This window comes from Bradyrhizobium sp. BWA-3-5 (assembly GCF_032917985.1).
Lineage (GTDB): Bacteria > Pseudomonadota > Alphaproteobacteria > Rhizobiales > Xanthobacteraceae > Bradyrhizobium.
The window spans coordinates 2,784,227-2,803,493 of record NZ_CP136626.1; the positions used below are offsets into that span (position 1 = coordinate 2,784,227).

Below are 19,267 nucleotides of genomic sequence, written 5' to 3' on the forward strand. Positions count from 1 at the left end.
GTCAGGATTTTCCCTTCAGGAAGCCGATCCGCCCATACAGCGCGTCGCTGGCCAGAACGAAGACGAAGATGATCCCCTGCAGCACCAGCACGGAAGCGTCCGGTAAACCCAGCCGCCGTTGCAGCAGCCCGCCGCTGGCGCCGATGCCGCCGAGCAGGATGGCGACCGGAATGACGGCGAGCGGATTCTGCCGCGCCAGGAAGGCGACGAGGATGCCGGTAAAGCCATAACCCGCGGCGAGATTGGCGTTGGTGCGGCCTTGCACCGCGGCGACCTCGATCATGCCGGCAAGGCCGGCCGCGCCGCCGGCGAGAAAACAGATCGTCAGGATCAGTTTGCCGACGCTGAGGCCGACGATCTTTGCCGCGCGGATGTTGCCGCCGGCCACGCGCGCCGCGAAGCCGAATACGGTGTGATAGATCAGGATATAGGAGGCGAGGGCCGCGACGACGCCGAACACCAGCCCCCAGTGCACATCGGTGCCGGGAATAGTGCCAATCATGTTGGCGGCGCCGATTTCGCGGGTCGAGGGCTTGTTGAGACTGGACGGATCTCGCATCGCGCCCTCGACCAGATGATTGAGGATGGCAAGTCCGATGTAGACCAGCAGCAGGCTCGAGATCGTCTCGTTGACACCGCGGTATTGCCGCAGCGCGCCCGCAAGCGTGATCCAGAGCCCGCCGCCCGCGACGCCAGCGCAGACCATCGCAATTTGTACCGCCAGCGGCGGTGCCCACGGCATGGCCAGCGCGATCGAGGTCGCCGACAAAGCGCCGATCAAGAGCGCGCCTTCGCCGCCGATGATGACCATGCCGAGCTGCGCGGGCAGGGCGGTGCACAGCGCCGTCAAGATCAAGGGCGCCGCGCGGGTCAGCGTGTTCTGCCAGGAGAACCAGGTGCCGAACGCGCCCTGATACATGTAGAAATACAGGTCGAGCGGGTTCTTGCCGAACAGCGCCACGAATACGCCGAATACCGCGAGCGCGCCGACCAGCGCCGCGCCCGGTATCAGAATGTATTCGATTGAAGTGCCGTAACGTTGGAGAAAACCGGGGTCCGCGGCCGGAGAGACTGCGACCGCCTCGACCGGATCCGCAGCCTCCGTCGTCATGAAGTCGCTCCGATCACGCCTTCGACCAGATAGTCCATCTTCTCCAGCTCAGGGTCTTTCTGGCCACGGTCGGTGCCGGCCGTAATCACGGCCTTGCCCTTGTTGTCCATGATCGGGCCCTTGAAGATGGTATAGCTGCCTTCGGTCAGCTTGGCCTTGATGTCGTCGGCGTGCTTGCGCGCTTCCGCCGAGACCACCTCGCCATAAGGCGAGCATTTCACGATCTCTTCCTTCAGCCCGCCGCGATAGAAGTTTGGAATCGTTTCGCCGGCGGCGATCATCTTGACGAATTTCGGATACAGCGCCTCCCAGTTCCACTCTGCGCCGGTCAGATAGGCTTTTGGCGCCAGCGGCGACTGGTTGACGTGATAACCGCAGACCATCGCGCCGCGTCGCGCGGCGTTCTCCACCATCGTCTTCGGGCCGTCGACGTGGCAGGTGAGGACATCGACGCCCTGGTCGATCAGGCTGTTGGTGGCTTCTGCTTCCTTGACCGGCATCGACCAGTCGCCGGTGAAGATCACCTGGGTGGTCGCCTTCGGGTTGGCAAGCCTGGCGCCGAGGGTGAAGGCATTGATGTTGCGCAGCACCTGCGGGATCGGCTTCGCCGCGACGAAGCCGAGCTTGCCGCTCTTGGTCGAATAGCCGGCGACGATGCCGGAGATGTACTGGGCCTCGTCGATATAGCCGAAATAGCTGCCGGCATTGGTCGGATCCTTGTCGCTCCACAAGCCGCCGCAATGCTGGAAGCGAAGCTTTGGAAACTTCTTCGCCATCTTGATCATGTGCGGGTTGTAGTAGCCGAACGAAGTCGGGAACAGCAGCGACGCGCCGTCGAGGTTGATCATGGACTCGATAGTCTTTTCGACCGCGTCGGTTTCGGGGACCTTCTCTTCCTCGACCACCTTGAGGCCGGGCAGCTTCTTCAGCGCCGCCGCGCCTTGCGCGTGGGCTTGGTTGTAACCGTAGTCGTCGCGCGACCCGACATAGATGAAGCCGATCGTGGTGTCGGCGGCCTGCGCGCAACGCGCACCAAGCGCCGAACCAAGCGTCAGGGCCGCGCCGCCTTGCAACAAATGCCGTCGTGAAATCCTGCCAAAATCCATTGCCTGCTCCCCTCTGGCGACTGGGTCGCCTGTTCTTTCGCAGCCGCGCCGAAACGGCGGAGCCCTAAGGGATGTCGCAATGTTCGTGCCAGAGATTACGCTTCGCGGATTCTGTCGTAAGTAGTTGAATCTGTTTCGATCCGACCGTTCGATCGAATCTTGTGCAGCGCGTCATGTGCTTAAATGATGGGCACCGTTCGCGAATTGTATGCAACGGGGTTGAGCAATCGTAGCTCGATTTCGTAAGGCCTCCGCGACGCCTCGATCCGGTTAAGCGCCAGCAACTGGGCACAGAGGCGGAGTGAACTGCCTGGAGATAAGTCCGGACACGTCATTCGACCGCGCAAAGGACAGCGCCGTGCTGAAGATCGGAATCATCTCGGATACCCACGGGCTCTTGCGGCCAGAGGCTGAGCAACGGCTTGCCGGCGTGGCGCATATCATCCACGCCGGGGATGTCGGTCGTGCCGATGTTCTGGCCGCACTTCATCAGATTGCGCCTGTTACTGCGATCAGAGGAAATATCGATACCGGCGAATGGGCCAAAGATTATCCCGACACCCTGACGTTACGACTTGGGGCGCGTTCCTTCTACGTCTTGCATGACCTTGGGGAATTGCAGATCGATCCGGCCGCCTGTGGCATTGATGTCGTAGTTTCCGGCCACTCGCATCGTTCGCGGGTCGAAACGATAGACGGTGTGCTCTATCTGAATCCTGGAAGCGCCGGGCCGCGGCGTTTCAAGCTCCCGATTACGCTGGCCACGCTGGAACTAACTGCGAGCGGCCTTCGGCCGGTGATACACGACCTTGATCGCATCGAGTGATGTGCATCTGCATCCAGCGGAGTTGTTCACGCACGCTGTGGCGATTTTGATCTTTCCTATGGTGCGCGAACTGACCTATATCGCGGCCCGGAGGGCAAAAGCATGTTTGGAAAAATGCGGCGAGAGAAGAACAGACGCGAGCGTGACGCCGCGGAAGCTCAGGCGCGCTTCGAGCGGAACGAGCGCCTCGGCAAAACTATTTACGGCCGAATTGCCGAATTGAAGAAAGTGCCGCACGAAAATCTGCCGGATGCGGTGTTCCTGCTATTCATGGAAGCCAAGCAGCAGAGCGAACTGATTCGGCGATCGATAAACGACCACACCGGTCATGACTCCAATTTCGACGCGATCGACGGCGATCGCGCGACTTACCTCGCGCAGGACGCGACGCATGCGGTGCGGGATCACGTCACACATCCCCAGACATTCTTCGAGGCGATCTCCGAGCAAACGCCCGACGTGCACTTCACGATCGAGCAGCAGGACGCCGTTTCGCTGGTCGCCGCGACGATCCGTGAGCAGCGGCTGGATGGAATCCTGGAAGGCCTGCGACTGGCCGGATTGTTGAATGAAGTGCCAAACCGCCGCCGCGCCGGTTCGGAGGCTGAAGGGACGGGTTAGATCGCAATTCGACGCGGCTGCCGATGGAAAGGCAAGCTTGCGGGGAAGGTGAGGCCATTCGCTCTCCGGAAATGCGCGGAACCTCGTCATCATCCGTCGCGATGTCAGCTCGCACTTGCTCTCCCATTCTTCCTGGAAGTTTCAAGAGCATTTGGAATCGTCCAAGCACGTTTGGAATCTCTCTAAGCGCGTCGCCTCTTGCGCCGAGTTCTCGTCACCGTTTGCCTATCGTGCTTGCCCGCCTCCACGGGGAACGCCCAAGCAAGGCGTAAATAGCTGATCGGCCGCGAAGGCGCCCGGGCCTTCTACGAGGGTGACGTCGGCGCCGCACCTGCCAGTTTCCTGGCGGACAAGGGCGGTCTCCACACCCGCGCTGGCTTCGCAGGATAGCGAAACGGAAGCGCAACGAGTTCTATTTTTTCTCTGCCCTGGCGGTAACAGTTCCCCATTTCTTCGCCTCACTGGCGATGAACCGCGAAAATTCCTCCGGCGTCATCGGCATCGGGTCAGAGCCCAGTCCACGGATTCGCTCCACGATCGCCCGATCGCTCAGTGCCGTCACGAACGCCGAGTTGATTTTCTCGACGATATCGCCGGGCGTTCCCGCCGGCGCGACGATGCCGAACCAGCCGGTCGCCTCAAAACCGGGGAGGCCCTGTTCGGCAAAGGTTGGCGTGTTGGGAAGGCGTGGATAGCGATGAGCCGAGGAGACGGCCACGGGCGTGATCAGGCCGCCCTCGATCGCGGTCATCGCCGACGGAGGATCGACGATCCCGAGGGGCATATGCCCGCCGATAAGGTCGGTAACGACCGGCGCCATCCCCCGATAGGGTACCAGTTCGAGCCTGGTATCAGCCATCTGATTGAACATCTCGCTGGTGAGATGCATCAGCGTGCCGTTACCGCCGTGACCGACCGCCAGCTTGTTCGGCTGCCTTGCCATGGCAATGATGTCGCCAAGTGTCTTTCCCCGCAGCGAGTTCGAAGCCGCCAGAATGAAAGGCACGGCTGCGAGGCCGGTAACCGGCGCAAGGTCCTTGTGCGCGTCATAGGTGATGTTGTCCTGGACCCCGAGGCTTACGCCCAGCCCCGCCGCGCCGCCGAGCCCGATCAGGTACCCGTCCGGCGGCGCTTTGGCGACCATGCCGAGCGCGATCGCGCCGCCTGCGCCCGGGCGGTTTTCAATCACCAACGGTTGCCCCAGTTGTTTTTCGACGTTCGGCTGCACGATGCGTGCGATCGCATCGGAACTGCCGCCGGCGGGAAAGCCGACGACGAGGCGGATCGCACGTTCGGGATAGGCGTCCGCCGCCTTACCACTGCCAACCGCGGCGCAATGGCACGCGAGCACGATGGCGATCACTACGCCGGAAATTCTTCTCATGGTATTTACCGGTGCTTTCCTGTCAGGCCCGAGCGCAGCCAACAGATTTGGAATTCCAGAGATGCAGGCTCTCGCTTGCACGAGATCGTCATTGTCCCGGCAGCCAGGACGAGTGGAAATGCTTGATACTCCAACCCTGGTCGCCTTTGGTGACAAGGAAGGTGAAGCGAGCGGGACGCTCGATTGTTTTTCCGTCGCGCGTGCTTGAGAAAGTGTCCATTCCCGCAAACGCGACGGCGGTATCGGAAATGACCATCGTCGAGAACTCCCCGAACTCGACTTTGCGCGGTGTATCGACCTTGATCCCCTGGAAGTACGCGTCGATCTCCGCGGTCTTGGTAGCTAACTTGGGACTGACGGTGCCGAGAAAGACCGCGTCGGGCGCGAACAGTTTTACAACGCCTGGAACATCGGCTGAATCGAATGCCGCCTTGAACTGCTCGATGACCTTGAACGCATCTTCCTTCGGCCCCGCAACTGCGGACACCGGAAGGATCGTCGATAGAACGAGCGCCAACAGCAGTTTTCCCATGATCGTTTCCCTCCCTCGCAGGTGACCCGCATCAGATCATATTGCGAGTTCCCGATGTCTCGCGTAAGCCAGAAAATACTCATCGATTGATCAGGTTGCCTCATGAATCCTGCAATGCAGCATTGGGAAGCTGCAGCCTGTTGACGTAGGCATAGGGTCTTTCGTCGAGGCGGTGCACCAGCCGACTTCGCCACAGCTCCGGTTACGGAACTCTCCGAATTGGTCGTTTGCTTTTCGATTTTGAATGCGCAGGCGCGTCGCCTCTTCGGTCGGCAGCGCGTCGAACTGACAAGACCTGCTTCGCTGTCTCCACGAAGCGCTGGGCCGCCGGTGAGCGGACGAAATCCGCCCGGCTTACCAGAGAAACGTGTCTGATGATCGCGGGGCGAGACAAGGGAACGGCTGTGAGAGTTGGGAATTGCGCTTCCGGAAGCATATGCGCGGGCAAGATGCTTATTCCAGCGCCTTCCACCGTCAATGCCAGTGCGGTCGTGATGAGAGAAACCTCCAGCTTTGGTTTTAGCTGACGACCGGTCCTGGCAAGGGCCTCGTCAATTTGCGACCTGATCCGTGTTCCGCGGCGCATTGTGATCAGGTCGCAATTTTCGAGGCTGTCCCAAGTGAGTCGGGAAGCTTTCTCAAAGCGGCCGTCCTTGATCCCGATCGCCGATAGCGAGCTATGCGTAAGTGTCTCGATCTTCACGTCGAGCGTATCGGCATCTTCAACACTTCCGATGCCCAATTCGGCTTCTCCGGCGGTGACGAACGCAAGCAAGTCATCAGGCGCAACATCGAACAGCTCGACGCGAACGTCGGGATAGTCCGCCCGAAATCGGGCCAGGACGCGGGGGAGCAACGCAGACGCAACTCCTGCCGACACCGCAATGGCAATCCGACCTGCCTTTACCTCGACCAGATCGCTCATGTGCCGGGCCAATCCGTTGGCGCCGGCCAGTATCCGTTCCGCAATCGGCACCGCATCCTTGCAAGCTAGCGTCGGATGCAGCGCGCGGGTCGTGCGGTCGAACAATCTGAGCTGAAAGTTCTCCTCGATCTGCCGGATCAGCAGACTGACCGCCGATTGGGTCACGCGCAGTTCGGCAGCGGCCTTGGTGAGGCTGCCATGGCGATAGACCAGAACGAGGGCTTCGAGCTGCCGCATCGTCGGCATCATGAGTTCACCTTATGAATCGATGAGAATTTTGTGACTAATCTGAAGTGTCGGAACCTGCAAGATATTTCCGGAAAGTGCCCGACGTGAAAATCAGTCTGGCCCGCTGCCTGGCGAGCGGGCCTGATCCGGCCAGCCGAGAGAAGTGATGCAGAGAATACAGACCCAGGTTCTTGTGGTGGGCGCCGGTCCGGTGGGATTGACGGCGGCGATGGACTTGGCCTCTCGCGGCATTGAGGTCGTCGTGGCCGAAATCCGCAGCGCCGGCGAGCCGCCAAACGTCAAGTGCAACCATGTCTCTGCGCGATCGATGGAGGTTTTTCGCCGTCTTGGCATCGTCCGCCGGGTGCGGGACGGCGGTCTGCCGGCCGATTTTCCGAACGATTGCGCCTATCGCACGGCGGTTGTCGGCCGTGAGTTGACGCGGATCCCGATTCCGTCCCGGGCCGACCGATACACTGCGACGGAGGGACCGGACACGGGGTGGCCGACTCCCGAACCGCCACACCGGATCAACCAGATCTATCTCGAACCGGTCCTGTTCGCCTGCGCCCGGGAGCGGTCGCAGATAAGGATTCTCAATCGCATGCAGATCGAGCGATTCAACCAAAGCCAGGACGGCGTACTGGCCTACGGGCGCGACCTCGACAGTGGCGACGAAATCACTGTTGCCGCGGATTATCTGATCGGCTGCGACGGTGGCCGGTCGATGGTGCGCAAGGCGATTGGCGCGCGGTTTGCGGGCACCGAAGTCGTCCAGCGGGTACAGTCCACCTGTATTTATGCGCCGCAGCTAAAGGACATGATCGTCCAAAAGCCGGCCTGGATGACCATGTCGCTCAATCCGCGCCGGTGTGGAACGACCGTAGCGATCGACGGCGAAGACAGATGGCTGATACACAACCATCTTGCGTCCAACGAAACCGATTTCGAAAGCGTCGACCGGGATTGGGCGCTTCGTGCGATTCTCGGCGTGGACGATCGGTTTCGGTACGAGGTCCTCAGCAAGGAAGATTGGATCGGCCGCCGTCTGGTCGCCGATCGTTTCCGGGACCGGCGCGCTTTCATTTGCGGCGACGCCGCCCATCTGTGGATTCCCTACGCCGGCTACGGAATGAATGCCGGAATAGCCGACGCCGTCGATCTCTGCTGGATCCTGGCGGCGGTCCTGCAAGGCTGGGCCGATCCGGCAATGCTTGATGCATATGAGGCCGAACGGCAGCCGATTACTGAGCAGGTCTCGCAATACGCGATGAACCATGCTCTCGCGGTCATGGATCAGCGGCGGGCTGTGCCACCGGAAATCGAGGCGGACGGACCGGCCGGAGACGAGGTGCGCGACAGAGTCGGACGCGCGGCCTACGACCTCAACGTTCAGCAGTATTGCTGCGCTGGCTTGAACTTCGGCTACTACTATGACCGATCGCCGATCATTGCCTATGATGGCGAGACGCCGCCACCCTACAGCATGGGCAGCTTTACCGCCTCGACCGTGCCAGGGGCGAGGGTGCCGCATGCGTGGCTGCCCGATGGTCGCTCGTTGCTGGACGGACTTGGTCCGGCGTACACGTTGGTTCGCTTCGACCCGTCAATCGACGTTGCGGCCTTGACCGACGCGGCTGCGCAATCTCGCGTTCCGCTCGCGGTCCTCGATGTCGATCGAAACAGGACGACAGCACGCGCTCCTGAAGGCCTGCTGATTGTACGGCCGGACACCCATGTCGCCTGGCGGGGGGACGCCGTGCCGCAGCAGCCGCTTCGACTGTTCGATCGTTTGCGGGGTGCCGCTGTCGAAGCGCGCGGTCATCACCGCGTTCCGGCGGGCGAAGTCGCCGATGCCTGAGTTGCCACGTAAGTCGCCACGGCAGGAAGGCATTCCTGTCAGGGCTATAAGGGGGGACGTCATGATTCAAAAAGGGACTTTGGCAGGAATCGGCGCCGTTCTGATCCTTCTCGGCGGGTTGCTCGCCCACTTCACCCAGACCGCGAATGGAATTCGTATCGAAGACGTCCGCTTCAAGGGCGCCAAGGGCAACACCATGAGCGCCCTTGTCTATATTCCAGCCGGTGCACCTGCACCGGGGATCCTTGCGGTCCATGGCTATCTTAATTCGCGCGAGACGCAGGACGGCTTTGCGATCGCGGCTGGGAATTTCGGCGATTATGTCGGCTGCGATCCACCAAGACGCGCGTCGTGAGTTCCCTTGGCGTTAGATCTGGGCCGCGCCTTACACGTCGCTGAGGCTTGTCCACATGCTCTGATTGTTACTCGATCGGACCGCGGCGGCGATGAATTCCATTCCTTCAATTCCGTCAGCGAGCGACGGCAGGTCAGGACAGGCAGCGTCTCCGGAGCGGATCAACTGAGCAAACTGACTATAAAGTGTGGCGAACGCCTCGAGATATCCTTCGGGGTGCCCGCTCGGCAGTCGAACCTGAGTCGGAGGAGCGTCACCGGAGATGGCGCCGCCTCGCGTCAGAAGTTGCTTGGGCCTGCCAAATTCCGTGAACCACATCTGGTTCGGATTGTCCTGGCGCCACTCAAGCCCGGCGTTTTCGCCGTAAACGCGCAGTTGCAGACCGTTTTCGCATCCCACGGCAACTTGGCTGGCCCACAGCATCCCGCGTGCATTGCCTTCAAACCGCAGCAGTATGTGCACGTTGTCGTCGAGCCGTCTGCCCTCCACGAAAGTCGACAGGTCCGCACTTACGGCCACCGTTTTTAGACCCGTCACAAATCGCGCAAGGTTATAAGCGTGCGTACCGATATCTCCGATCGCACCGCCAAGTCCTGAGCGAGCAGGGTCCGTGCGCCAATCCGCCTGCTTGTTCGAAAGTGGGCGAGTTAGCCAATCTTGCGGATACTCAACCTGAACCACGCGAATCTTGCCGAGGTCACCATTCGCCACCATGGCACGCGCTTGTCGTACCAGGGGATAACCTGTGTAATTGTGCGTCAATAGAAACTTCGCGCCGTTCTTTGGCTTGATCTTGGCGAGCGCACGGGCCTCATCGAGCGTTGACGTAAGCGGCTTGTCGCAGATCACATGAATTCCAGCCTCAAGAAATGCCTTGGCCGGCGCAAAATGCAGGTGATTGGGAGTAACGATCGAGACGGCCTGAATGCCGTCTTCGCGGGCAGCCTCTTTCGCCGCCATCTCGGCAAAGCTTGTATATATCCGGTCTTCGGCCAGCCCAATCCTTCTACCAGATTCCTGAGCCCGATCGGGATCGGAAGACAGAGCTCCCGCAACCAGTTCATAATCGTCGTCAATTCGCGATGCAATCCGGTGCACGTAGCCGATGAATGCTCCGATCCCGCCACCGACCATTCCCAATCGGATACGCGACGTCTCGCTGCTTCTCATGACATGCCCTCATCTGACCTCAGACCAAGCATTCTCAGATTTGCTTCCCTGTTTGTGCCGGCGCCTGCAAAGTCATCGAAAGCTCGCTCGGTGACCCGTATGATGTAATCGGAGATCAACCGGGCTCCTTCCCGAGCGCCATCTTCCGGATGCTTCAGCGCGCATTCCCACTCCAGCACGGCCCACCCCGCGTAATCGTAGGCCGTGAGCTTTGAAAAAATCGATCGAAAATCAACCTGACCGTCTCCAATCGATCGGAAACGTCCGGCGCGGTTAACCCACGACTGAAATCCGCCGTAGACTCCCTGCCTGCCGGTTGGATTGAATTCGGCATCCTTGACATGGAACGCCTTGATGCGGTGGTGGTAGAAATCGATGAAGTCGAGATATTTGAGTTGCTGCAGCACAAAATGGCTTGGGTCGTAAAGAATATTGGCGCGAACGTGGTTCTTCACTTGATCGAGGAACATTTCGAAAGTCACCCCGTCATGTAGATCCTCGCCCGGGTGCAATTCATAGCAAACGTCGACGCCATTGCGATCGAACTCATCGAGAATTGGTAACCATCGGCGGCCAAGCTCACCAAAGGCATCGTCGATCAGGCCCTGGGGGCGTTGGGGCCAAGGGTAGATGAAAGGCCACGCAAACGCGCCCGAAAAAGTTGCGTGGGCATTCAGACCAAGGTTGCTCGAAGCCTTTGCGGCCCATTTCAATTGTTGAATCGCCCACGCCGTCCGAGCGGAGGAATTGCCATGGACCGCGGCCGGCGCGAAACCATCAAAAGCACTGGAGTAGGCCGGATGCACAGCGACCAGTTGCCCCTGAAGGTGCGTCGACAATTCAGAAATCTCGAGTCCATGACGATGGACTGTGCCACGCAGTTCATCCGCATATGTTTTCGACGTCGCAGCCTTTTCCAGGTCAATAAAGCTGGAAACCCAGCTCGGTATCTGCACGCCCTTGTATCCGAGATCCGCTGCCCAGGCGCATATGCTGTCCAACGTATTAAAAGGAGGAGCTTCGGCCGCGAATTGAGCCAGGAATATTGCCGGTCCCTTGATGGTGCGCACAATTAGTCTCCTCTGTCCTGTCTTCGAAGGGCCTGGCCTGACGGCTTTCTGACCCCACCGCAGTTCTGCTTCTTACCCCACGGCGCGATATGATCACGGTGGAAGGGATCGCGCTGCATCTGTCCTTTGTCTACATCGTGACGGCGAGATATTTCGCTTCCATGAACTCGGCGATGCCATGCCTTTGCCCGCCTTCGCGTCCGATGCCGCTCTGCTTAGCGCCGCCGAACGGGGCGGCCGGATCCGACATGAGGCCGCGATTGAGCGCGATCATACCCGTTTCAATCTTCGCGGCTACACGCATGCCGCGGGCGAGATCACGGGTGTAGATGTAGGCGGCGAGCCCGTATTCCGTGTCGTTCGCCCGCTCGATCGCTTCGCTCTCCCGTTCGAAGCGCGAGATCGGCGCCACAGGTCCGAAGATTTCCTCGTGCGCCATCTCGGCGTCGGCCGGCACGTCGCAAAGGACGGTCGGAGGATAGTAAAAACCCGTTCCGCTCCCGACCGAGCCGCCGCACAGAACGCGCGCGCCACGTGCGACGGCGTTCCGGACCAGCCGATCGATCTTATCGACCGCCTTTTTCGTTATCATCGGACCGCATTCGGTGGCGGCCTCGATGCCTGCGCCCACTTTGAGCGCCGTCATGCGCTTTCGAAGCCCTTCGGCGAAGGCGTCGTGAATGCCGGATTGCACATAGATGCGATTTGCGGCGGTGCAGGCTTCGCCGGCGTTGCGCATTTTCGCCACCATGGCGCCATCGAGCGCAGCCTCGAGATCGGCATCGTCGAAGACGATGAATGGCGCGTTGCCGCCGAGTTCCATCGAGCAGGAGATGACGTGCTTGGCCGCTTCGGCAAGGAGGAGGCGGCCAACTCCTGTCGAACCGGTGAACGACAGTTTCCGCACCCGTGGATCCGCCAGCATGGCGGCGGTGGCCGGAGCAGGATTGGAAACCGTAAGGACGTTGACGACGCCGGGGGGAACGCCGGCTTCTTCACATAGCGCAGCGAGCGCGTAGGCGGTGAGGGGCGTCTCGCTCGCGGGCTTGAGAACAACCGTGCAGCCCGCTGCAAGGGCGGGAGCGATCTTGCGCGTCGCCATGGCCGCCGGGAAATTCCAGGGCGTGATCAAAACGCAGACGCCGACCGGCTGATAGTCGACGATGATGCGGTTCGCACCCGAGGGAGCGAGGCCGAATTCGCCGGTGATTCGTACGGCTTCCTCGGCGTTCCAGCGAAAGAACTCCGCGGCATAGGCGACTTCGCCGCGCGCATCGCGCAAAGCCTTGCCATTCTCGATCGATATCAGCGCGGCAAGCGTTTCGGAACGCTGCGTCATCAATTCGAAGCAACGCCTCAGAATTTCGGATCGTTGGCGCGGCGGCGTCTGGCTCCAGCCGGCCGCCGCCCGGGCGGCGGCCTCCACCGCTGCCTCGACGTCGACCATGGCCGCATCGGGAACCTCGGCGATCACGTGCTCGGTGGACGGATCGACGACCTCGATAAGCCGGCCGTCAGCGGCCTGCCGCCATTGGCCGTCGATGTAGAGGCCGCGCGCATAAGTGCGGAGGTCGATGGTTTCCTGGTCGGTGCTGAACGTGCTCTGGGACATGTTCATCATGGGGGTCCTGTCAGCTCAGATGGCGCTGCCGGCGAGATCGCCGTCGTAGGCGGCTTTCACCAGTCGTTTCATCGCGGGAAGGTCGAAGGGGCGGGGATTGTTTTTGATCAGCCGATCGATTCCGAGAGCAAGTTCGGCGGTCCAATCGATCTTGTCGGCGGGAAGTCCAAGACCGGCCAATGTAGGAGCGATCCCAATCGCCGCGAACATGCGGCTGATTTCTTCAATCGTCGCGCGGGCCATCTCGCCGTCGCTCCGGCTCGATCGCTCAAGGCCGAGAGCTACTCCGATGTTGGCGATTTCGGTTGTCGCCGCGGAGCAATTATAATTCATCACATAAGGCAGCATGGTTGCGACGCCCAGCCCGTGCGGCGTGTGGGTCAAGGCGCCGATCGGATATTGCACCGCGTGCGCGGCCGCTGTTCCCGCGGTTCCGAACGCGCAGCCGGCCGCCAGAGCGCCCATCATCACATCTGCCCGCGCGTCTTCGTCGGCGCCATCGCGGCAGACCTTCTCGAGACTGCGTCCCAGGAGCTTGATGGCAAGCAGGGCGAAGTGATCGGTAAGCGCCGTCTTGCCGATGAAAACATGTTTCTGCGGCAGGTCGGAAGCGACACTGCGTCTAACCGCAGTGAAGGCCTCGATCGCGTGGGTCAAGGCGTCGGCCCCCGCAATTGCCGTCAGGGACGGCGGACACGTCATCGTCAGTTCCGGGTCGCAGATCGCAGCAGCGGCAATCAGGTGGGGGCTCGAAATGCCGATCTTCAAAAATCGATCAGGATCGGAGATCACCGCGACCGGCGTTACTTCCGAACCTGTGCCTGCTGTGGTCGGCACGGCGATCACGGGCAGGATGGGACCCGGCACCTTGAACTCACCGTAATAGTCCTGAAGCTTGCCGCTATGGCTGATCAGCAAGGCTGCGCATTTTGCAAAGTCGAGACAGCTGCCGCCGCCGATGCCGATCACCATGTCGGGCATGAAGCTCCGCGCTTCCTCAACGCAGATGCCGACCGAATCGACCGGTACGTCCGGCTGCACGCGATCATGAACGAAAATCTCGACCGACGACGCCTTCAAGCTCGCGACGATTTCGGAAAAAACGGCGGTGCCGGCGAACCGCTCGTCGGTGCACAGGAGCGCCCGACGCCCATGTTTAATGGCGACGGTGGAAAGCGCATGGCGCTGCCCCCTGCCAAACAAAATCTCGCGGGGCAGCCTCAAGGCGGCGAACAGCGTCATAATGCATATCCTCTGGCGACGGACGAATTAGATCGCGCGAAACCGTTGAGTTCGCTCCAGAGGCGAGGCTTGTTCTCAAAGCCCTTCGCGGCGCGAAGGCGGGCGGCGCTATCGCCGGAGCTGCCGACAGGCGAGTCGGCCCGCATGGGCGGCGCAGCGCGAACCAGATCCGGATAGCCGGAGAGTCTCCGTACCAATTCCGAAGCGGAGTCCGGATCTATCGCGACGATGACGACGCCCTTGCAGACGAATTCCGCTGCGAGCATGCCGCGGACATCGGGCGCTGAACCTGCGAGCGTCGCGACCTTTAGGCCCTGTTTGGCTTCAATGAGCGCGTCGGCGTAGTGAAATTCATTTTCTTCCAAGGCATCCGCTCCATGAGCAGGCCCACTCCCGCGCCCGGGTTTGGCACCGTTCAACCGTAGTGAAATCAAATCCTATATGATATAGGATTGAATATCGCGCAAGGTCGTGCTAGAGGCAAGCTTGTGTCAAGAGGCAGATCGAAATCGATGAACGCCACCAATCCTTCGCCAGCCGGGGTCGCCGGCGGGCAGATCGATCGCCCCACCAGTCTGGCGGGTGACGTGTATGAGGCGATTTTTGCACAGCTCATGTCGCTCAAGATCGCGCCCGGCGCGCGCATCACCGTTGATAGCCTCGCCCGCGAATTCAACGTCTCGCAAACGCCTATCCGTGAGGCGCTAGGTCGGCTCGAGGGTGAAGGGTTGGTGCTGAAGACGCACTTGATCGGCTTTCGCGCGGCGCCGCAGATCACCAAGCGCCAGCTTGACGAGATCTATGAGCTTCGATTGCGTCTCGAACCCTACAGCGCCGCGAAGGCGGCGGTGCGTTTGGACGAGGCGAAACTGGTGATGCTTCGCGAGGCGGCCGGCATGATGGCCCGCCGGGAAGGCAAGGACGAGCGCCTGCGGTACTCGAACTTTGCGCGGCAGGACGCCGACTTTCACGACAAGATACTGGCCTGCGCTGAGAACGAACTCATTCGCCAAGCCATCGCTTTCCAGCACACTCACTTTCACATTTTTCGCCTCATGTTTCATTCGCGCGTCACCGAAGAGGCTCTCGACGAGCACGAAGCCATACTGGCCGCCTTCGCGGCTGCGGATCCTGTGGCTGCCGAAGAAGCGATGCGCGTTCATATTGAACGCTCTCGCGATCGCCTGCTGTCAGCGTTCGATTAGGCCGCCCCCCGATGTCGATAAACGCCGCCATAGACAGAGGAAAAGAGGTCGTGCGGCTCGGAAGTAGCGAAACGAGGGTAGTTGAGCCCGTCCGTCGGGCAACGAAGCTCTCGAAGCAATACGGTTCAGTGACCGTGCTCGCGGAGCGCGAAGTGAGTGCGTGCCGGTGGCGAATTGGAATTTGCTACGGCGGCGGTCTGGGGAATGGCAATGGGGCAGGTTGAGAAAACTGCACTGCGTTTGACAAATGTTGCCAAGTCATATGGCCGCGTGCGGGCTCTTGAAAACCTCTCCTTCAGGGTCGCGGAAGGTCGTTTCTTCGTATTGTTTGGGCCGAGTTCAGTTGGCAAGACGACGACCCTTCGCACAATCGCTGGTCTCATCGCTCCGGAACGAGGGCACGTCGAGATTTTTGGCAAGGATTGGACCCATGAGCCGATCGCGGGGCGGGGCGTGTCAATGGTGTTCCAGTCCTTCGCGCTCTATCCGCACCTGACCGTTTACGGCAATCTCGCCTATCCGCTGACCGAAGAAAAGCGCCCGCGTGAGGAGATCGACCGCCGCGTAAAGGAGACGGCGACGATGCTCCGGCTCAACATGAAGCTCGATCGAAAGCCCAATACGCTTTCGGGTGGTGAACAGCAGCGCGTGGCCTTGGGTCGCTCCTTGATACGTCGCCCGAGGATCCTGTTGCTGGACGAGCCTTTGACCAATCTCGACGCAAAGCTCCGCCATGAGATGCGCGCGGAACTGAAGCGCCTTCACCGCCAATTTGGTCTCACCATCGTCTACGCCACACCCGATGAGCTCGAAGCCCTCTCGATGGGTGAGGAAATCGCAGTGATGCGCGATGGCGGCGTCGTGCAGATCGGAACGCCGGACGAGCTCTTCGAAGCGCCGTGTGATCTGTATGTGGCAAGCAAGATCGGCTCGCCCCACATGAACATAATCAAGGGCAGGCTGGCTACAGACAGCGCCGCCCTCGAATCCGCAATTGGGCCGTTACCTTTCGTGAAAAAGCTGCAGGCTGCCGAAGCAGGCGAAGCGGCCGTGGTCGGCATCCGCCCGAGCGACGTGCGCTTTGCGGGGAAGGGCGAGCAAGGCCTCAAGGCCAATATTGCCATGCTTGAGCCGCTGGGGGACGTCACGATCGTATCCGTGGAAACCGGCGGCGAAACGCTGCGCATGGTGCTGCCGGAATCCGCTGCCTCGGGTTTGCAGCCCGGCCAACAGGCGGCAGTTATTCTCGATCCAAGAAAATTCTACATCTTCCGCGCTTCGAGTGGACGGATGATGGTCTGAGACGAGTGATTTAACAAAAAAATGAAATCTAAACGGAGGAAACCAGGATGACCGCGATAAGGGTGATCAGCAGCATAGTGATGGCGGCCGGGCTTGCCGCTTCGCTGGTGCTGGGAACGACATTTGCTTTCGCTGCCGATGTGACGCTGACGATGGCTGTGCCGGACTGGCCACCAACGCGCATCATGAAGAAGTTTTTCGACGAGCAGTACAAGCCGAAGTCCGGCAACACGGTGAAGCTCCAGGTGGATTTCATTCCGTGGCCGGACTTCTATACCCGCGTGAATGCGTCGCTCACATCGGGCGAGAAGAAATATAACTTCATCGTATCGGACTCGCAGTGGCTGGGTGCGTTCGTCGAGGGTGGCTATTTCCGGAAGATCAACGATCTGCTCAATGCGGATCCCGAGTTCATGAAGACGTTCAAGGACATCCATCCGAACACGCTGAATGCCTACTCAACTTATCCGCACAAGTCGGAAAATTACTATGGCTTTCCGCAGTTTCCCGATGTGCTGGTGAACTTCGCGCGAAAGGACATTATCTGCCACGAAACAGAACAGAAGAACTTCATGGCGAAGTTCAACAAGAAGCTTCCCTGCACGGGCGAAGAGCTCGACGCCATGACTTGGGACGACTTCAAGAACGTCGGCGAGTTCTTTCGCCGCAAGAAGGGCGAGATGCTGGCCGGCAAACCTGCCGAAGACGATTTCTACGGCATCGCGTTTCAGGCGGGCAAGAGCTACGACTTCTCGTCGATGCAGATCAACGGCTTTATCTGGCAAATGGGTGGTGACATCTGGGATGAGACTCAGGCGCCCAACGGCAAGGCGGAAGGTGTCGTGAACTCACCGGCGGCCGTGAAGGCGCTGGAGAAGTATCTGAGCCTGATCGCATACATGCCGCCCCTCGCCAAGACGGGCACGATGGACATCTTCAAGTCGGATGAGCTGTTCCGCCAAGGTAAGGTGGCCATGAGCGTTAACTGGATCGGCCTTGCCGAAGCCTCGCTTGATCCGAAAACGTCGAGGGTCTCAGACAATCTGGTGTTCGGCATGATGCCGGGAACCAAAGGTCCGGATGGCAAACTGGTCCGCTGGTCCAATATTGGCGGCCAGCCCTTCGTGCTGACCACCTGGACGACCGACACACAGATCAAGGAGGCCGTGGAGTTCGTGAAGTGGTGGCTGTCGTTGAACATCCAGCACCAGTTTGCGGCGGCCGGCGGTCAGTCTGCCATCAAGTCCGTGTACTCGGATCCGAAGTACGTAACTTACCGCCCCTGGAACAGGGCTTGGGCTCCTTCGCTGGATTGGCAGAAGGACGTGTGGCACGTGCCGCAGTTCTTCGAATTGCTGACCCAGCAGCAAGACCAGTACGATCTCGCCATTACTGGTCGGCAGGATGCCAAGACGACTCAGGACAATATCGCCAAGTTCCAGCAGCGCCTGCTCAAGGAGGCGGGGCTGATCAAGTAACGTGACGCGTGAGCGCCGCGAGCGGCGGCAATGACGAGGCTTGGCCGGGAAGCGATTTCGTCTCCTTTCCCGGCCACTTGAAAGACATGGCCAGACGCCGACCGCGGTCGCACGAGGCCGCTCAGCAACGTACAGGAATTGCTTTTCCACGGAAGTTTCATGCAACTGATGTCAGCCGTACAATCTGCCAAGACTGCACCGGCTCTCCTTGAGCTTTCGGCCAACAATTGGCGGCTTGCAGTTCTCGTGGGGCTCGTTGTCTCTACGCTTGCGGTGGTGACGCTGCCGGCGTCCGGTTCTTTCTGGGTCGTTGGCGCTATGTCGGCCTTGGTCGCTGCGGCATTCGCGGTAAATGCCTATCGCCGTCGCTATTATGGCGGGCTCCTGGTCGCGCCGGCCATCGCCGTTCTATTCGTGATGAACATCTTCCCGCTGCTTTGGTCCCTGGGGCTTTCATTTTTTGCCTACCAGTCGAACCTGCAGTCCATCCGCTTCGTCGGCCTCAACAACTACATCAAGGTTCTGACCGACGAGGTCGCGGCTCCGGCCAACTGGAACGCCCTCATCAATACCGCCATGTTCGCGGTGTGCACGGTTTCTGTACAGATGATCGTGGGGTTTCTCTTGGCGATGCTATTTGCCAAGCAGTTCCCGCTGCGGAAATATCTGCTGATTCTGGTTCTCACACCGATGATGCTGTCTGTCGTGGCCTCAGGTGTCTTTTTCACCTACTACTATGACCCCACCTTCGGCATCCTGAGCTATGTGATCAATAGCCTCGCGGGCGGCCAGTTCATCGTCATGGACAGCAAGGCGGGCGCTGTGGCCGCTATCGTTTTTGCCGACGCCTGGATGTGGTCGCCCTTCGTCATGCTGCTTGTGCTGGCGGGGCTTGTATCCGTGCCGAAATATCTCTACGAGGCAGCCGCCATCGACAGGGTGTCCGCCTGGCGGCGCTTCTGGAGCATCACCTTCCCCTATATCCGCGGGCTTCTGATGTTGGCGCTGTTGTTCCGCACCATCGAAGCGTTCAAGCTGGCAGACCTTGTGATCGTGCTGACCAAGGGCGGAAACGACACAATGACGATCTCCTACCACTTGCTCCGCATCGCCAACGAACAGAACAAGACAAGTGAGGGAGCGGCCATCTCCTACATCATCCTCTTCATCGTGATCGTGCTCACGAACCTTTATCTCTACGTTGCCAATCCCAAGAAAAGGGAGACCTGA

18 protein-coding genes are annotated in these 19,267 nt (G+C 60.2%); 8 read left to right on the top strand and 10 right to left on the bottom strand.

All coding sequences use genetic code 11. From position 1 onward, the window contains the following. Position 1: 1 nt before the first annotated feature. Together RX331_RS13240 and RX331_RS13245 are read right to left on the bottom strand one after the other, a co-directional pair. Positions 2-1,111, bottom strand: a complete 1,110-nt coding sequence (locus RX331_RS13240) for an ABC transporter permease (RefSeq protein WP_317256977.1) — start codon at positions 1,109-1,111, stop codon at positions 2-4. Then, positions 1,108-2,217 (bottom strand): BMP family ABC transporter substrate-binding protein, encoded by a 1,110-nt coding sequence (locus RX331_RS13245; RefSeq protein ID WP_317256978.1) that lies wholly within the window; start codon positions 2,215-2,217, stop codon positions 1,108-1,110. The genes RX331_RS13240 and RX331_RS13245 overlap by 4 nt, the downstream gene beginning before the upstream one ends. Before the next feature lie 358 nt (positions 2,218-2,575). Between RX331_RS13245 and RX331_RS13250 the strand changes: the two genes are divergently transcribed. Together RX331_RS13250 and RX331_RS13255 are read left to right on the top strand one after the other, a co-directional pair. Next, the gene (locus RX331_RS13250) at positions 2,576-3,043 is read left to right on the top strand and encodes a metallophosphoesterase family protein (protein ID WP_317256979.1); all 468 of its coding nucleotides are present in this window, start codon (positions 2,576-2,578) and stop codon (positions 3,041-3,043) included. Positions 3,044-3,145: 102 nt separating this feature from the next. After that, on the top strand, positions 3,146-3,664 hold the full coding sequence (locus tag RX331_RS13255) for a hypothetical protein (protein ID WP_317256980.1): 519 nt from the start codon (positions 3,146-3,148) through the stop codon (positions 3,662-3,664). A 412-nt stretch (positions 3,665-4,076) separates the two neighbouring features. On the opposite strand, the gene RX331_RS13260 is transcribed toward RX331_RS13255, so the two are convergent. The 3 genes from RX331_RS13260 to RX331_RS13270 all read right to left on the bottom strand — a co-directional run bounded on the left by RX331_RS13260 (position 4,077) and on the right by RX331_RS13270 (position 6,754). Then, positions 4,077-5,048, bottom strand: a complete 972-nt coding sequence (locus RX331_RS13260) for a tripartite tricarboxylate transporter substrate binding protein (protein ID WP_317256981.1) — start codon at positions 5,046-5,048, stop codon at positions 4,077-4,079. An 88-nt stretch (positions 5,049-5,136) separates the two neighbouring features. Continuing rightward, on the bottom strand, positions 5,137-5,580 hold the full coding sequence (locus tag RX331_RS13265) for an SgcJ/EcaC family oxidoreductase (protein ID WP_317256982.1): 444 nt from the start codon (positions 5,578-5,580) through the stop codon (positions 5,137-5,139). 202 nt (positions 5,581-5,782) lie between these two features. After that, positions 5,783-6,754, bottom strand: coding sequence for a LysR family transcriptional regulator (locus RX331_RS13270; RefSeq protein ID WP_317256983.1), 972 nt, complete (start codon positions 6,752-6,754; stop codon positions 5,783-5,785). A 145-nt stretch (positions 6,755-6,899) separates the two neighbouring features. Between RX331_RS13270 and RX331_RS13275 the strand changes: the two genes are divergently transcribed. After that, the gene (locus tag RX331_RS13275) at positions 6,900-8,594 is read left to right on the top strand and encodes an FAD-dependent oxidoreductase (RefSeq protein ID WP_317256984.1); all 1,695 of its coding nucleotides are present in this window, start codon (positions 6,900-6,902) and stop codon (positions 8,592-8,594) included. After that, a complete protein-coding gene (locus RX331_RS13280) occupies positions 8,587-8,949 on the top strand; it encodes a hypothetical protein (RefSeq protein ID WP_317256985.1) in 363 nt (120 codons plus the stop codon). The genes RX331_RS13275 and RX331_RS13280 overlap by 8 nt, the downstream gene beginning before the upstream one ends. A 30-nt stretch (positions 8,950-8,979) precedes the next feature. Here RX331_RS13280 and RX331_RS13285 read toward each other — a convergent pair whose 3' ends face one another. The 5 genes from RX331_RS13285 to RX331_RS13305 all read right to left on the bottom strand — a co-directional run bounded on the left by RX331_RS13285 (position 8,980) and on the right by RX331_RS13305 (position 14,417). Further along, positions 8,980-10,119, bottom strand: a complete 1,140-nt coding sequence (locus RX331_RS13285) for a Gfo/Idh/MocA family oxidoreductase (protein ID WP_317256986.1) — start codon at positions 10,117-10,119, stop codon at positions 8,980-8,982. Then, complete coding sequence (locus RX331_RS13290; RefSeq protein ID WP_317256987.1) at positions 10,116-11,189, bottom strand: sugar phosphate isomerase/epimerase; 1,074 nt, start codon at positions 11,187-11,189, stop codon at positions 10,116-10,118. Before RX331_RS13290 ends, RX331_RS13285 begins: the two co-directional genes overlap by 4 nt. Positions 11,190-11,319: 130 nt before the next feature. Continuing rightward, the gene (locus RX331_RS13295) at positions 11,320-12,807 is read right to left on the bottom strand and encodes an NAD-dependent succinate-semialdehyde dehydrogenase (RefSeq protein ID WP_317256988.1); all 1,488 of its coding nucleotides are present in this window, start codon (positions 12,805-12,807) and stop codon (positions 11,320-11,322) included. Positions 12,808-12,825: 18 nt separating this feature from the next. Next, the gene (locus RX331_RS13300) at positions 12,826-14,052 is read right to left on the bottom strand and encodes an iron-containing alcohol dehydrogenase (protein ID WP_317256989.1); all 1,227 of its coding nucleotides are present in this window, start codon (positions 14,050-14,052) and stop codon (positions 12,826-12,828) included. Then, on the bottom strand, positions 14,049-14,417 hold the full coding sequence (locus RX331_RS13305) for a hypothetical protein (RefSeq protein WP_317256990.1): 369 nt from the start codon (positions 14,415-14,417) through the stop codon (positions 14,049-14,051). Before RX331_RS13305 ends, RX331_RS13300 begins: the two co-directional genes overlap by 4 nt. A 147-nt stretch (positions 14,418-14,564) precedes the next feature. Between RX331_RS13305 and RX331_RS13310 the strand changes: the two genes are divergently transcribed. The 4 genes from RX331_RS13310 (at position 14,565) to RX331_RS13325 (ending at position 19,267) form a co-directional block, all read left to right on the top strand. Next, positions 14,565-15,257: a GntR family transcriptional regulator gene (locus RX331_RS13310; protein WP_317256991.1), complete on the top strand. Its 693-nt coding sequence runs from the start codon at positions 14,565-14,567 to the stop codon at positions 15,255-15,257. 156 nt (positions 15,258-15,413) lie between these two features. After that, on the top strand, positions 15,414-16,559 hold the full coding sequence (locus tag RX331_RS13315) for an ABC transporter ATP-binding protein (RefSeq protein ID WP_317256992.1): 1,146 nt from the start codon (positions 15,414-15,416) through the stop codon (positions 16,557-16,559). An 80-nt stretch (positions 16,560-16,639) separates the two neighbouring features. Then, a complete protein-coding gene (locus tag RX331_RS13320) occupies positions 16,640-18,037 on the top strand; it encodes an extracellular solute-binding protein (RefSeq protein ID WP_317256993.1) in 1,398 nt (465 codons plus the stop codon). Between the two features lie 159 nt (positions 18,038-18,196). Beyond that, the gene (locus RX331_RS13325; RefSeq protein ID WP_317256994.1) at positions 18,197-19,267 is read left to right on the top strand and encodes a sugar ABC transporter permease; all 1,071 of its coding nucleotides are present in this window, start codon (positions 18,197-18,199) and stop codon (positions 19,265-19,267) included.

What these genes read in the sequence shown, in the direction of transcription:
- RX331_RS13240 (WP_317256977.1), bottom strand. Translation starts at nt 1,111, where the DNA reads ATGACGACGGAGGCTGCGGATCCGGTCGAGGCGGTCGCAGTCTCTCCG.
- RX331_RS13245 (WP_317256978.1), bottom strand. Translation starts at nt 2,217, where the DNA reads ATGGATTTTGGCAGGATTTCACGACGGCATTTGTTGCAAGGCGGCGCG.
- RX331_RS13255 (WP_317256980.1), top strand. Translation starts at nt 3,146, where the DNA reads ATGTTTGGAAAAATGCGGCGAGAGAAGAACAGACGCGAGCGTGACGCC.
- RX331_RS13260 (WP_317256981.1), bottom strand. Translation starts at nt 5,048, where the DNA reads ATGAGAAGAATTTCCGGCGTAGTGATCGCCATCGTGCTCGCGTGCCAT.
- RX331_RS13265 (WP_317256982.1), bottom strand. Translation starts at nt 5,580, where the DNA reads ATGGGAAAACTGCTGTTGGCGCTCGTTCTATCGACGATCCTTCCGGTG.
- RX331_RS13270 (WP_317256983.1), bottom strand. Translation starts at nt 6,754, where the DNA reads ATGATGCCGACGATGCGGCAGCTCGAAGCCCTCGTTCTGGTCTATCGC.
- RX331_RS13275 (WP_317256984.1), top strand. Translation starts at nt 6,900, where the DNA reads ATGCAGAGAATACAGACCCAGGTTCTTGTGGTGGGCGCCGGTCCGGTG.
- RX331_RS13280 (WP_317256985.1), top strand. Translation starts at nt 8,587, where the DNA reads ATGCCTGAGTTGCCACGTAAGTCGCCACGGCAGGAAGGCATTCCTGTC.
- RX331_RS13285 (WP_317256986.1), bottom strand. Translation starts at nt 10,119, where the DNA reads ATGAGAAGCAGCGAGACGTCGCGTATCCGATTGGGAATGGTCGGTGGC.
- RX331_RS13295 (WP_317256988.1), bottom strand. Translation starts at nt 12,807, where the DNA reads ATGAACATGTCCCAGAGCACGTTCAGCACCGACCAGGAAACCATCGAC.
- RX331_RS13300 (WP_317256989.1), bottom strand. Translation starts at nt 14,052, where the DNA reads ATGACGCTGTTCGCCGCCTTGAGGCTGCCCCGCGAGATTTTGTTTGGC.
- RX331_RS13310 (WP_317256991.1), top strand. Translation starts at nt 14,565, where the DNA reads ATGAACGCCACCAATCCTTCGCCAGCCGGGGTCGCCGGCGGGCAGATC.
- RX331_RS13320 (WP_317256993.1), top strand. Translation starts at nt 16,640, where the DNA reads ATGGCGGCCGGGCTTGCCGCTTCGCTGGTGCTGGGAACGACATTTGCT.
- RX331_RS13325 (WP_317256994.1), top strand. Translation starts at nt 18,197, where the DNA reads ATGCAACTGATGTCAGCCGTACAATCTGCCAAGACTGCACCGGCTCTC.